9 protein-coding genes are annotated in these 13,348 nt (G+C 56.7%); 3 read left to right on the top strand and 6 right to left on the bottom strand.

The genetic code is table 11. The annotated features are described in order from the left end of the window. Position 1: 1 nt before the first annotated feature. Positions 2-538, bottom strand: coding sequence for a hypothetical protein (locus RCH93_RS12690; RefSeq protein ID WP_306548784.1), 537 nt, complete (start codon positions 536-538; stop codon positions 2-4). Between the two features lie 484 nt (positions 539-1,022). Between RCH93_RS12690 and RCH93_RS12685 the strand changes: the two genes are divergently transcribed. Beyond that, the gene (locus tag RCH93_RS12685; RefSeq protein WP_306548783.1) at positions 1,023-2,366 is read left to right on the top strand and encodes a P-loop NTPase fold protein; all 1,344 of its coding nucleotides are present in this window, start codon (positions 1,023-1,025) and stop codon (positions 2,364-2,366) included. A 35-nt stretch (positions 2,367-2,401) separates the two neighbouring features. Continuing rightward, positions 2,402-4,897 carry a leucine-rich repeat domain-containing protein gene (locus RCH93_RS12680; protein WP_306548782.1) on the top strand — a complete coding sequence of 832 codons (2,496 nt, stop codon included), beginning with the start codon at positions 2,402-2,404 and terminating at the stop codon, positions 4,895-4,897. Positions 4,898-5,000: 103 nt separating this feature from the next. Here the strand turns inward: RCH93_RS12680 and ilvC are convergent, their stop codons facing one another. Then, on the bottom strand, positions 5,001-6,476 hold the full coding sequence (ilvC, locus tag RCH93_RS12675) for a ketol-acid reductoisomerase (protein WP_306548781.1): 1,476 nt from the start codon (positions 6,474-6,476) through the stop codon (positions 5,001-5,003). A 311-nt stretch (positions 6,477-6,787) separates the two neighbouring features. On the opposite strand from ilvC, the gene ilvY reads away from it, so the two are divergent. Further along, complete coding sequence (gene ilvY, locus RCH93_RS12670; RefSeq protein WP_306548780.1) at positions 6,788-7,678, top strand: HTH-type transcriptional activator IlvY; 891 nt, start codon at positions 6,788-6,790, stop codon at positions 7,676-7,678. Positions 7,679-7,972: 294 nt separating this feature from the next. On the opposite strand, the gene RCH93_RS12665 is transcribed toward ilvY, so the two are convergent. The 4 genes from RCH93_RS12665 to RCH93_RS12650 form a co-directional block, all read right to left on the bottom strand. Then, positions 7,973-8,470, bottom strand: coding sequence for a universal stress protein (locus RCH93_RS12665; RefSeq protein ID WP_306548779.1), 498 nt, complete (start codon positions 8,468-8,470; stop codon positions 7,973-7,975). A gap of 290 nt (positions 8,471-8,760) precedes the next feature. Continuing rightward, a complete protein-coding gene (locus RCH93_RS12660; RefSeq protein WP_306548778.1) occupies positions 8,761-10,734 on the bottom strand; it encodes an SWIM zinc finger domain-containing protein in 1,974 nt (657 codons plus the stop codon). A gap of 20 nt (positions 10,735-10,754) precedes the next feature. Then, positions 10,755-11,789, bottom strand: coding sequence for a Fic family protein (locus tag RCH93_RS12655; RefSeq protein ID WP_306548777.1), 1,035 nt, complete (start codon positions 11,787-11,789; stop codon positions 10,755-10,757). Between the two features lie 48 nt (positions 11,790-11,837). Continuing rightward, complete coding sequence (locus RCH93_RS12650) at positions 11,838-12,782, bottom strand: hypothetical protein (protein WP_306548776.1); 945 nt, start codon at positions 12,780-12,782, stop codon at positions 11,838-11,840. Between the last annotated feature and the right edge of the window lie 566 nt (positions 12,783-13,348).

The following is a 13,348-nucleotide window of genomic DNA, read 5'->3' as shown; positions in this document are numbered from 1 at the left end:
TTCATTGAACCACGATCTCATAGACGCAGGCTTTGTCGCCGGCGCACAGCACCGGCTCGCCGTCGGCATAGGTCACCTTGACCACCCATTTGCCCCGCTTGACGTTTTCCTTGATGCTCCACGTTCGCCAATCAAAATAACCGCGAACATCAAGTTCCCTACCGAGTTGTTCCATCAGCTGCACATTGCCCGCCGGGATCTGGATGTGGTCAATCGCTTCGGTGACGCCCTCCGACGAAACGCCGACTACGGAGTGGCGGAACCACTGATGGTAAATGGGCAGCTTCCCGGCGTTGTGCAGCCGCTGCAGGGCCCACTTCGACCCCTTGAGCCGCATCCACAGGCATAAGGGCGCGCCTGGGGCGGTCTTGCCGTAGACCTGCATATGCTCTAAATTTTCGACCCCGTTGGTCCACACCGCCTTGTCCACCACCAGCCGGGCCTCGTCGGCAAGAGCGCCGAACGCAGGGAACAGCCCAGCGGCGATCACCAGGAGCAATGCCGGCGCCAGTCTGCAAAAGAGGGGATTGTTCAACATGACAGGTGCTCCTTTCTCTGAAGTACCGGGAGTTTGCCGCCGCAGGGAGACGAATGACGCAGCGGCTCGTCAAGTTTCGTCAATCTGCTTGGATGTGTTGAGAGTATGGCCAAACGCGGGGCAAATCGCAACGAGGGAAGAATGGACATAAAATAGGTACATCAACTATTTATATTGGAGCGATTGCATGCAACCGGACACAGAACGGGGCTGAGCTTCGGAGAACTATTTAAAGCGCGAACCAACATGCTCTTTCGCCACGTTCCGAAATTTGACGAGCACGTCTTCCGACACGCAGTATGTTCAGGGAACAGTTCCACCCAATACGGCACAAACAAGCATAAGCAATGTTTCCGTAGCCCCAGGCATCCTCGGCTTTCGAGTCACCATGCTCTACCTTTTAAAATCCCTTGACTTTCTAGACAGATAATCAGATTGTGAGGTCGCATTTTCCACAAAAGGAACCCACCACAAGGAAGTGTTCATGTTTCTCTCGCATAACGACGACCCCACATTAGAGGATGGTTTCGACAACAATGGCCTTGTTCGAGAAATTTGCGGACTGATCCGCAACTGCACGCCACCCAAGGGTATTGGCGTCAATGGCTATTGGGGAACCGGCAAGACCAGCATGCTGTTGCAGGTGTGCCGCCAACTTACCGGGGTGCACCCCTACGGCGACAAGCCGCCGGGACTTTCAGCGGCGAAGGATGTGGACAAAACCATCATGCCGATCTGGTTTGAAGCTTGGCGATATCAGCACGAAGCTCAACCCGTCGTTGCCCTGCTCAATGAAATTCGGCTCCAGATGGGAATGTTGGCAAAATTGCAAGACAAGGCCGCTAAATTATCCGGGGTTGCTCTTTTAGGCGTTCTTTCAGCCTTTGACGAGGTGGCGAAGGCGGCAAGCGGTGGTGTTTTCAAACCGGAACTCGGCAAGGTGCAGGCCATCGGCAATGCCTGGGAGAAGGAACGATACCAACAACCCCTTCCCGGTCAATCCATTCGGAATCTCCTCCAGGAGGCTGTCGCCACCGTTTTAAAAAGCAAGAAAATGAATAAACTGGCCATATTCATCGATGATCTCGACCGCTGTGAACCGGAAACAGCACTTCGTCTCATGGAAGGAATCAAGGTCTATTTGAATCTCAATAATTGCGTGATCATCTTCGGCATGGACCAACGTCAGGTCGAGCGTGCCCTCGTCAAAGCCCTCGGCTTGAAGAATGAAGACGGCGCAGCTATGAATGCAGATCATTACGCCAGGGAATATTTAGAAAAAATATGCCAGGACATCATCCACCTGCCTTTGCCCGACAAGGAAAAAAAATCACAGTATCTCTCTGCATTGCTTGCCAAACTCCTGAGTGACGCCCCTCACACAATATTTGCGGAGAGGATCCAAAGCATCACCGATCAGTATGATTGCCTGCCGGCCAACCCCCGGAAGATCAAAGCCCTGGCAAATCGGCTTGCCAGTATGATTCGGCGACTTGAAAATCTGCCATCAGTGCGAGTAGATAGCGCTGAAATTGACCGTGAAGCCGCCTTCTGCCTGGTCACTGCCGTTGTCTATTGCTTCCATCGCCGCATTTTTGAGCAGTTGCAGAAAAACCCGGCGTACATTTCAGAGGTTATTGCCTATGCCGACGCCTCCGACATAGACAAGGATGTGGATTCCCCCATGCAGGGGATTCAACCATCCGTGGCTTCGGCAAGGGAATTGCCGGTCAACCCAAGCGACAGCAATGTCTTCCGCCTCCACCGACTGTTGCAACAATTGGCGCAAGTCACCGATATTGAAATCAAACCCTTTCTCTTCTCATGAAAACAGTCTCTTCTTCGGAAAAAGCGCAGCGGTCCATGCCACAACTTACCCCTGCACAAAAGCCCCTGATTGGCGAATATCTCAACCCCGCCAGCGATCATGCCCTGCTGAAATATTTCCAGGAGGTGCGAAAAAAATATCTCTACACCTCCAACCTGGGCCTGGCTCTGGACGACAATGACCGGGACGCCACCGGCAAACCCGTGCCGCTCAACAACCTGTTCGTCCCCCCCCTGTTAAGCGCCCGGCAGTTGAAACCGGAAGACATCATCCTCATGGAAAGCGGCAAGGAAAAGCCGCCTTTGCAGGAGGTGCACCATGCGCTTCGTGCTCACCAGCGGCTTCTTATCCTTGGCACTCCCGGCATGGGCAAAACCACTCTGGTGCAATGGCTCATGCTGGCGCTGACCTACAGCGGCGACAACCACGTGAAAGGCGCACTCGGCAACGTTGTTCCCTTTGCCCTTATCCTCCGGGAACTCAAGTTGGGAGGCGTCCGGACCTGGAAGGACCTGTGGAAAATTTTCACCGAGCACGCCGGCATCGCGCTCGATCACGATTGCATAGAACGACTTACCGCAACCGGTCAGGCGGTGTTTCTTCTTGACGGGTTGGATGAACTCGCTGAACCGGAAACGCGAAAAGGACTCGCCCGCGCCTTGCTTGACGGCATGAACCGGAACAGTCGTTGTCGTTTTCTGATCACTTCCCGCATTGTAGGATTTTCTCTGGAAGAATTTTTCCATGTGAACCTTAGGGCCAAGTTCACAGAAACGGCAATGAGTGTCTTGGAACAGCGATATCGCAACAAGATAGACGCCAATAACAGTCTCACAGACGAACAAATTGATCAGATTGAGCCCAATTTTACCGACCATTTCGCGGTGACGTACCTGGCCCCATTCAACACCAGTCAGGTGCGGCGTTTTGTGGCAAACTGGTACGGACAATACGAACCCGATACAGCCGTCCACGCCGAACGGGTTGACAACCTGGTCGGCAGGGTGGAAAAGAACGACGGCTTAGGGCTATTGAGCCGCATTCCGGTGCTGCTCAACATGATCTGTTTCATACATGCCCGCAGAGCCCGCTTGCCGGACGGCAGGGCGGAACTTTACGAGCGGATCGCGCAAACCTATCTGGTCTCCTTGGACCGGGCTCGCGGCATGGGGCTACGGGACGAGAACGTCAATGTCGACTACCTGGACTTGAGCAATTGGCTGGCGGCTCTCGCCCTGCGCATGCAGGAACGACGAGGACAAAGGGATGAGGCTGTTTATGCCCGAAAAAGTGAGGTGGCGTCCATTCTGCAAACAGGGTTGGAAGAAAAAGGGCTTTCCTTGTCTGAATGCGGCGAAAAATGCGAGGCGATCCTCAACTATATCATCAAACGCAGCGGCTTTCTGGTGCCAGTGGGCAGAGAGGGCGGCGAGGAAGTCTATGCTTTCAACCATCTCTCCTTCCAGGAATACTTTGCGGCGCTGGCCCTGGACGAGAAGATTACACTCAACGACAAAGCCTATTCTCTAGCCAACATACGAAAATTTCTGCACAAACCGCATTGGCTGGAAACCTTTATTCTGCTTTTTGAACTGCAATCTTCTTTGCCGAAAACGGAGAAATTGGCGCAATTGCTTTTTGGGCCCAATCTGCAGCATTTGCAGAAGAGAGGGGGAAGGGGAAAGGAGAAATCGCACGACGTACTCTTTGGCTGGTTGGTCGCCGCCCATGTTGCCATGGACACAGCTGTCCGCTTCGGCAGGGAATGGCGTAATCGCATTATTGAAGGGGGGTGGAGGGCTGTCTTGCCGTGCATAACCAAGATAGAACCAGAAAATGATTATGCAAACCAAGTGACAGCTCTTCTATTTCAGGATCAGCACGGCAGCCTTGAGAATTTTACCCACATTTTTGCCCATGAACAAGCAATCGAACTTAGCGGCAAGCTAATATATGACATTAGCATATTAGCAAAACTAACCGAACTTAAATCAATCACCCTAATGAATACATCAGTGATTGACGTGAGACCATTATGTGATTTGAAAAATTTACATAAACTTAATTTATTTTTTATGAAATCTGGAGATATAATTGGACTATCCAAGCTTTTAAATTTGACCGAACTTACCATTTTAATGTCATCAATTTGCGACATTAACGACCTGATGCAATTAAAAAATATCAAAATACTCGATTTGTTCGATTTACCAATAAAAAATCTCGGTCCATTAAAAGAATTGTCCGACTTAAAGTTTCTCATGATTATGTATTCACCGGTCGATGATATAAGTCCGTTAGCGGGATTAACAAACCTTGAGGCATTGATCCTAGACGCCACACAGGTTAGCGATCTCAGCCCATTGTCGGGATTATCCAACCTCTCTACCCTTTCCCTGAGCCATACACCGGTAAGCGATATAAGCCCACTGGCAGGCCTGACAAACCTCAAGGACTTAAACTTGAAAAATACTAAAGTGACCGACATCAGTAGCCTCTCCAACCTGAAAAATCTCAAAATTGAACTGTAACCTTCCGCCGACGACTGGAGTAGACAAAAAAAATCCCCCTCCGCCGCAAGGGCAGAGGGGGACAAAAACCGGTCTGACGACCGATGGCTGGCGCGGGAACTGATCAGATGATCGGTTTCATGGCGCTCATGTGCGAGCGCAATTCCTCGCCGACCTGCTCGACCACGGTGTAGCGGATGGCGGCGTTGACGCCGATCAGCTCGACGTTGTCCACCGAGTTGTCCGTCTCGTTCAGGCCTTTGCCGATCACGTCGGTGCCGACTTCTTTCATGAAATCGGCCAGCATCGGCACGGCCTGGTGGGCAAAGAGGTAGCAGCCGTACTCGGCGGTGTCGGAGATGACCACGTTCATCTCGTAGAGCTTCTTGCGGGCGATGGTGTTGGCGATCAGCGGCACCTCGTGCAAGCTCTCGTAGTAGGCCGATTCCTCCTTGATGCCGGCGGAAACCATGGTGTCAAAGGCCAGCTCAACGCCAGCCTTGACCATGGCGATCATCAGCACGCCGTGATCGAAATACTCCTGCTCGGAGATTTCGGCCGCTTGCGAGGCGGCTTTCTCAAACCCGGTCTCTGCGGTCTGGGCGCGCCAGGTCAGCAGGTTTTTGTCGTCGTTGGCCCAGTCTTCCATCATGGTGCGAGAGAAATCGCCGCTCATGATGTCGTCCATGTGCTTCTCGAACAAGGGGGCCAGGATCTCCTTGATTTCCTCGGAGAGGTAGTAGGCGCGCAGCTTGGCCGGGTTGGACAGACGATCCATCATGTTGGTGATGCCGCCGTGCTTGAGGGCCTCGGTGATGGTCTCCCAGCCGTACTGGATCAGCTTGGAGGCGTAGCCGGCGTCGATGCCTTCGCCGACCATCTTGTCAAAGCACAGCAGGCTCCCGGCCTGGAGCATGCCGCAGAGGATGGTCTGCTCGCCCATCAGGTCGCTCTTGACCTCAGCGACGAACGACGACTGCAGCACGCCGGCGCGATGAGCGCCGGTGCCGGCCGCATAGGCCTTGGCAATGTCCCAGCCCTCGCCCTTGGGATCGTTCTCGCGATGCACGGCGATCAGGGTGGGCACGCCGAAGCCGCGTTTGTACTCCTCGCGCACCTCGGTTCCAGGGGATTTCGGGGCCACCATGATGACGGTGAGGTCTTCGCGGATCTGCATCCCTTCCTCAACGATGTTGAAGCCGTGGGAGTAGGAAAGGCAGGCGCCTTTTTTCATCAGCGGCATGACCGCGGTCACCACCTTGGAGTGCTGCTTGTCCGGGGTGAGGTTGATCACCAGGTCGGCAGTGGGAATCAGCTGCTCGTAGTTGCCGACGGTAAAGCCGTTGCCGCTGGCGTTTTTCCAGCTCTGGCGTTTCTCGGCGATGGCGGCGTCGCGCAGGGCGTAGGAAACGTCAAGACCGGAGTCGCGCAGATTGAGCCCCTGGTGCAGCCCCTGGGCGCCGCAGCCGACAATGACAATCTTCTTGCCCTTGAGTTTGTCGACGCCGTCCTCGAACTCGGAGATGTCCATGAAGCGGCATTTGCCCAGTTCTTCCAACTGCAGACGCAGCGGCAAGGTGTTGAAATAGTTCTGTCCCATTGTTTTCCTCTCTGTGTGTTTAGGGTGAAGAGTCACTCGGTTTTTGGTCTGCAGGGCGTGAGGGCAAAGAGAAAAACCCATGGGTTGACGCCGCCGGCTGGCCGTGGCGCGCCATTCCCCCTGTCTCTCCCTCCCGGACTTCAGACTAACCGAGCTAAATTCCGACAAAGTTTGTATCCCCACCATACCCGATATTTCCATTGCGGAAAGTGATTTCTTTGCAATTCATTGTTGCAATAATCGCAACACCAGCGCACAATGACCACCTCGCCGTCTCACGCCGTCAACACTCCCTCTTTTCCCGATTGGTTATGGATATACGTTGCGTCAAAATCTTCAATCATCTGGCTCAGTCGCTCCATTTCGGCCGCACCAGCCGGGCCTGCAACCTGACCCCTTCCGCCCTGACCCGCACCATCCAGCGCCTTGAGGAAGAGTTGGGCAAACCGCTGTTCCGGCGCGACAACCGCTCCGTCTCCCTGACCCCGGCCGGGGTAATTTTCAAGCGCTATGCCGAAGAGACCGAACACCGTTGGCAGGCCCTGCAGCGCGAATTGGCCGACGACGAGGCCCTGCGCGGCGAGATCTCGCTCTACTGTTCGGTCACCGCCGCTACCTCCATCCTGCCGCGCATCCTCCAGGCCTTCCGCACCGACCATCCCGGGGTGCAGATCAAACTGCAGACCGGCGACGCGGCCGAGGCCCTCGACAAGCTCAAAAACCGGGAGGCCGAGGTGATCATCGCCGCCCTGCCCGAGCAACTGCCGCCGGCGGTGATGTTTCTTGAACTGGCGCAAACGCCGCTGGTTTTCATTGAGCCGGTCGACGGGGCGGTTCCCCTGGTCAACGACGACGGCGCGGTTGACTGGGCGCGAACCCCAGTCATTCTGGCTGAGCAGGGTTTGAGCCGCATTCGCGTCGACCGCTGGTTTCAGGCAAAGGGCGTCCAACCCAACATTTACGCCGAGGTGGCGGGCAACGAGGCCCTGCTGGCCATGGTCAGCCTCGGCTTTGGCGTCGGCGTCGCGCCGGGCTTGGTGCTGGAACAGAGCCCGCTCCAGGATCGGGTGCGCGTCTTCGAGGTCGCCCCTGGCCTGCCGCCCTTCATCATCGGGGCCTGCACCCTGGAAAAACATCTGGCCAATCCGGTGATCCAGGCGTTCTGGGCAACCGCCCAGGCCGGCCAGGCGGGATTCAGCTGAAAAAAACCCGCAGCCGCCGTTCGTTACACCGGCCCGGCGTGAAAAAACCCCCTTCCCCCTCCGCATACGCCCGCCAGCGAGATCGTTCCCATGCTCCGGCGTGGGAACGAAACCCGGACGCTCCAGCGTCCCTGTTCTTGCGATGCTCCGCCTCCGCAGCCCAAACCAACCCAATCGCCAGGGATTTCAGGATGCGCTCCAGAAAAAACGGCTGCATTGGAGTGGTCATCAAAAAAAAAGCCCCGATCCGGCAGGACGCCGAAATCGGGGCTGGAGGTCGAACAATCCGCCGGATTATTTTGGGGTGTTGGGCACCAGCAGCACCGGGATCTCGCTGTGGCGGGAGACGCGCCGGGCAGTGGTCCCCATGAGCGCGCTGCCAAAGAACGAATGGGTCGAGGTGCCCATGACGATCATATCCACTTGACGTTTTTTCGCCAGCTCCAGGATTTCCTCGCAGGGTTTGCCGGTGGCGACCACGATCTCGGTCACCGGCGTGCGGTCGAGGCCAAAGGATTCCAACTCCTCCTTGCAGTAGGCGTCGAGCCGTTTCTTCATGATCTCGAGAACTTCCCGCGCGCCGTCGCGGTTGATTTTGTCGGCCGCCTCTCCGGAAAGATAGTTGGCAATGATCGCCGTGCCGGTTGTGCCGAGCGGCTCAACCACATGCACCATCAGCAACTGGGCGTCGTAGCGTCGGGCCTGACTGACGGCCAAGCGAAAAACCGGCCGTGTGTTTTCCCCGAGATCGGTGGCGTAAAGAATGGTTTTAATATTCGGAGCTGGAACCATCTGGTCCTCCTGTGTGGTGGCCGGCGCTCCCCGCTGGTCCTCCTGCGGCCAACGGATCTTCCGGTTTGCGTGGGCTGTCCTGGGTCTGTGCAAACACTGGGCTTGCGGCTTGTTGCCGGGTAGTTGCGGGTTGCGCCGTCGGCGGCAACCGCAGCTCAACCTTCAGAAATAACAACGTAATGATTACAAGAACCGCAGCCAATCCGTCAAATTAATTCTTCACGGGCGCCGGAACCGCCCTGCCACGTTGCGGCGCCGGTTGCAGAGCGCAGGCCAGCGCCCCGGCCAGTTCACCCCACGATTTTTTTGCTCGCCCCGCTCAAGGCGTCAAGCACTTCCAACAAACGCCGTTTAGCCTTGTGGGTGCGCCGCAGTTCAGCCAGCAGCGCCAGCCAGTCCGCCTGGCGATTGCCGGCCTCATAGACCTTGTGCATCAAACGGAGAAAGCCACCGGCCTCGACGTAAGACCTGGGCTTGACTTCGGCGATCAGGCGGTCAACCAGGCCCCGCCAGATCTCAAGCGCCACCTCGGGATGGGTCTTGGCCACGGCCTTGGCCACTTTATCGCCGCCGTGCAAGCCCAAACGGCTGTTTTTCTTCAGCGCCTGATACAGACTGACCACGTCGTCGAACCGTTTTTCACTGATGGCGATGTCAAGCAGGGTCTGACGATCCGGGAATTGCTTCAAGCCCACCCCTTTTTCCGGCGGGAAGCACACCTCTGGTTCGGGCAGGGGCCAGGCTGCGGCCTCGCCTTTTTTGCCGGGCAGATCGGGCCGCTGACCGGTTTCCAGATAGCCGAGCGCCAATTCCCGCAACTTCGGCCAGGCGCCTATCTTCTCGGCCGCCTTGCGCAATTCGCGAAAATTCTCGAGCGAGGCGCGCCTGAAATAATCCTGGGCCCGATAGGCGGCAACCAGGTCGTCCCGCTTGTCGGCCGCCGCCATCTCCCGCAGCCGCTTCTGCAGGCCGGCGGCGATGCCGGGCGACTCTTTCAGGGTGCGGCAAAACCCCTGAACGCACCAGTGCCGGGCCGTTTCTTTGTTGCCGCCTTCCAGCAACCGGACCACCAATTGCTCGTAATTCTGACAAGTATCGGCCTCTGTCTCCAGCAGCGGCAGAATTTTTTCCGATTCGCCGCCCTTCTGGTAGGCGTCAATCAGCCGGTTGACCAGCCGCGTCCGCCCGTAGGCGTCGGAAAAATTGGCGCCGCGCGGTTTTGCCGCCGCGCTCAGCCGATGCTCGAGCGCAACCGCCGCCTCGCGCCAGTCGGCCGGGGTGTACACTGCGTTGTCCAGCACCGCGTCCCCGGATTCCAGCAGGGAAAATTCATCTTCCAGCAGGTGGTCGATCACCCACAGCAACTGCTGCGAACGGGGCAACGACGACTGCGGCACCGCCTGCAGCACGATCTCCATGCACTCGCTCAAGGCGGACATGGTGTGTCCCTCGTCGTCCGACTGCTCCACCTGATCCGTGCCCAGTCGCCACAGTTCGTCGCCCAGTTCCAGCAGCTGGTCGGCGTGGCCCTTGTCGAGCAGGGCCTCAAGCTGCCGCTGCACGTGGGAATAATCGGGGATGCTGCCCTCGTTGTTCCAATGGCTGTACCAGGCGGGTTCACCGGTCAGCTTTTTGATTTCCTTGCGCAATGATCTAACCAGCGGCTCAATCTGGCCGCTGCGCAGTTGCTCGGCCTCCTGCACGCGGCGCTCGATTTCGGGATATTCCTTGGCCAGGGCAACCAGCAGGTCGAGCAGTTCCTCCCGGCTTTTGTCGCCCAGGAGTTTGCGCACCTTGGAGACGCCGGCTTTTTTCACCTTTTCGGGAACAATGGCCGGCTCGGCCGCCGCTTCCTCGGCGTTGTCAGCGCTGTCGACCTCCTCGCCGTCCTCCCAATCCACCTCGTCGTCGGGTTCGCCAAAGAGCATCAGATGGAGGTCGTCGTCCTCGGCGAGCACCGGAATTTGCCGCTGCTGCTTGACCTCCTCCGCCGCCGCCAGAATCACGGCCACCGCATGCTTGCACGGGCCGGCTTCATAGGGGCAGGTGCAGAACCATCCGTGCTGACCGGTCGGGTCAAGGCGCACCAGGGTCGCGTAGTCCTCGGTCCCCGCAACCCAGGCGACCAGATCGTCCTCATGGGCGCGCTGCAGTCCGTCCACCTGCTTGACATAGGCCTGGCCTCTGGCCCGGATCTTCTCCCCGGCCCATTGGTCCAGGTCCGCAAAGGTCAGCTGGCTGAGGATGGCGTTGATGGTTTCCATGGTGTTCTCCTCCGGTTGTTTCAACCGTTCTCCCGGCGGCGCCGCAGCCAAACACGCCCCTTTTCGGTCAAGCGATAGCGTTGGCTGGGGCTGCGGGGGGCTTCGGGCTGAGTGCGCTCAATCCAGCCGCCCGACAAAGCCGGGTCCAGATAATGGACGCGAAAGCTGGGACGATGGACAAAGCCAAGAACCGCCATCAGTGCGGCGCGACCCAACTCCTGTCCCGCCAACGCCTCGATGACTTGGCCTACTTGGTCGCTTACTTGGTCGGCGGCGTGATCTGCCGCTGCGGCTTTCCGCAGGGATTCGAGCAGGGCGGCAAGCATGAACTCGATGAAAGGCGCGCTGTCTGCCCGTTGATCCGATTCGGCAAGCGCATAATAGTACGCTTCTTGTCGGTCCCGGATCACGGTTTCCATAGGCAAAAAGGCGAGCAAGGGACGCCACTGCCGCAGAATCAGCGCTTGCCACAGGCGGCCCATGCGGCCATTGCCGTCGGCAAAGGGATGGATGCACTCCAGTTCGTAATGCACAACGCAACTGGCCACCAGCGGGTGTTCCTGGGTTCGCTCCAACCACAGGAGCAGATCGGCCGCCTGGGCCGGAACCAACTCGGCCGGCGGGGCCATGTGCACCATCTGCTTGCCCCGGAAAACGCCAACCCCGCCTGAACGGAATCGTCCAGCCTCATCCACCAGCCCGGACATGAGCTGGCCATGGGCCGCGAGCAGATCCTCAACCGCAGTCGGCCGCCACTCCGTCAACCGTTCATAGGCGGCAAAGGCGTTGCGCACTTCCTGAATTTCGCGCGGATCACCCAGCACCCGGCGCCCTTCGATGACCGCCGTGACTTGCGCAAGACTCAAGGTGTTGTTTTCGATGGCCAACGAGGCCTGGATGGTGCGAATCCGGTTCTCCCGCCGCAACCTGGGCGTTAGCCGGCTCTCGGCAAGGACGGTGTAACGGCCGATGGCCTCGCCGATCTCCGCCGCCAGGCGGAGAATGGCCGGAGTGAGGGTGTAGGGCGGGTGATAGGCGGCGGGGAAAATTGCCATTCAAGTTTTTACAAAATTTTTCGTCGTTAGAAAATCATGCGGTTGCTTTTAAATGCTGCGATATGCTTGAATATCAAAATTTTCTGGCAAGGGCCTCTCAAAACAAAGAATGTCAGCGGTCAATTTACAAAGCTGACCCTCTTTATCTTGGAGTTCTTCCCACGGAAAAAGATACCCGACAGCCTTCTCCCCGTTTTCAGCCACAGCAACAATACGCAGGTCAAACACCACATCATGACCAGGCAATATCCGGGCAATGTCGTCTCGAATGCGTTGAAGATCTACTGTGACCGCATCACTCAAGGTGAGGCATACCCTGACGGTTAAAAAAACGGGCTGTTTCTGACCCAAAGACGGCAAGCCATGGAGATGGCCTAATTGATCAAGCGTATGACGAAGGTGCTTCTCCGTGTAAGCATTCATCACCCAACTCCCTTCAACATATCGCAACGATGAAACGGCCACCACAGCGATATTCCTTAATGCATCGGCATTGATCACAACCTCAGGGCTAACAACGCCTGATTTTGATTTTGCAACGCATAACGTGCCATCAGACGTATGAAAGTGGCGAGAGTGAATGATAGTTCCGCGTAACGGCTCAAGGTATTCGTAAATTCCAACTAATCGATCAGAAATCCAGGGTTTTGAATCAAAGAAAGGCGGAAACGTTACCCCCTTTTTTAACGATTTAATTTTTTCACTGAATCTGAACGTTGATGACGCCCCGTTCCTCTCAAGCACCCATTCCAGCAGCATATCGAGCAATTTGAAGCTGGTAACGAAGACCAGCGGCGCTCCTGCTTCCAAAAAATGATGTCGCCAATTACCGCCCATCTTGACGGCGACAAAGGTAGTATACACTGGAGGCGCACCACTGGCCGGGTAGACTAATTGATCAGGGAGATTTGCAATAACAGGCACTCCAGCGACATCATACACAGCTTCCAATAACCAGGCTTCGTATTGCGTGCGCGCCTGCAGATCATTCATAGCGATGGAGTCATACACTGGTGTTGGACTCATAACCGAAGCTCTCAAAACCTGAACAGAAGTTTACAATATCGAAAAAAGCCTAGATCCAATCCAATGCGTCACCCCGGGAACTGCCCACCGCCCAGGCGCTGAGAATTCCCAGAAGGTTCGCTCCATCCATCAGGCCTTGGTCGCGACTGCCTGTCTCCATACAAACGGACTTTGGCCGCAAGAACAACGGGAATCTGCAAAAACGATGGATGAGTGCAAAGGCGCGGGGAGACATCCGGGCGCCGGGCAACACGCCAAGGCTGTTTTTTTCCCGAAATCCCACCCACCGGACCAGCCCCCCATTGACAAAACCGGGCGGGTGGGATGTACTCGAACATATTGTTTCTCAGCCAACCTGTGAAGGGACGTTGCCCATGCAAGGAAAAGCACAGACCTGTACGGTGAAAGACGGCCGGATTCGCGTCATTTGCGCCCGCTGCGCCAAAAAACGGCACGTCGCTGTGCAGCCAGGGGTCCGCAAAAAAACGGTGCGCTGCGTGTGCGGCATGTCCACGCTCTACACCCTCAACCAC

Source organism: Desulfobulbus sp., from assembly GCF_030824455.1.
Lineage (GTDB): Bacteria > Desulfobacterota > Desulfobulbia > Desulfobulbales > Desulfobulbaceae > Desulfobulbus.
The sequence above is the reverse complement of the archived record's forward strand: the minus strand, read 5'-3'. Positions and strand labels throughout refer to the sequence as shown.

Excerpts from the sequence above, each read along its gene's own strand:
- RCH93_RS12650 (WP_306548776.1), bottom strand. The coding sequence starts at position 12,782 with ATGAATGATCTGCAGGCGCGCACGCAATACGAAGCCTGGTTATTGGAA.
- RCH93_RS12655 (WP_306548777.1), bottom strand. The coding sequence starts at position 11,789 with ATGGCAATTTTCCCCGCCGCCTATCACCCGCCCTACACCCTCACTCCG.
- ilvY (WP_306548780.1), top strand. The coding sequence starts at position 6,788 with ATGGATATACGTTGCGTCAAAATCTTCAATCATCTGGCTCAGTCGCTC.
- RCH93_RS12660 (WP_306548778.1), bottom strand. The coding sequence starts at position 10,734 with ATGGAAACCATCAACGCCATCCTCAGCCAGCTGACCTTTGCGGACCTG.
- RCH93_RS12690 (WP_306548784.1), bottom strand. The coding sequence starts at position 538 with ATGTTGAACAATCCCCTCTTTTGCAGACTGGCGCCGGCATTGCTCCTG.
- RCH93_RS12680 (WP_306548782.1), top strand. The coding sequence starts at position 2,402 with ATGCCACAACTTACCCCTGCACAAAAGCCCCTGATTGGCGAATATCTC.
- ilvC (WP_306548781.1), bottom strand. The coding sequence starts at position 6,476 with ATGGGACAGAACTATTTCAACACCTTGCCGCTGCGTCTGCAGTTGGAA.
- RCH93_RS12685 (WP_306548783.1), top strand. The coding sequence starts at position 1,023 with ATGTTTCTCTCGCATAACGACGACCCCACATTAGAGGATGGTTTCGAC.
- RCH93_RS12665 (WP_306548779.1), bottom strand. The coding sequence starts at position 8,470 with ATGGTTCCAGCTCCGAATATTAAAACCATTCTTTACGCCACCGATCTC.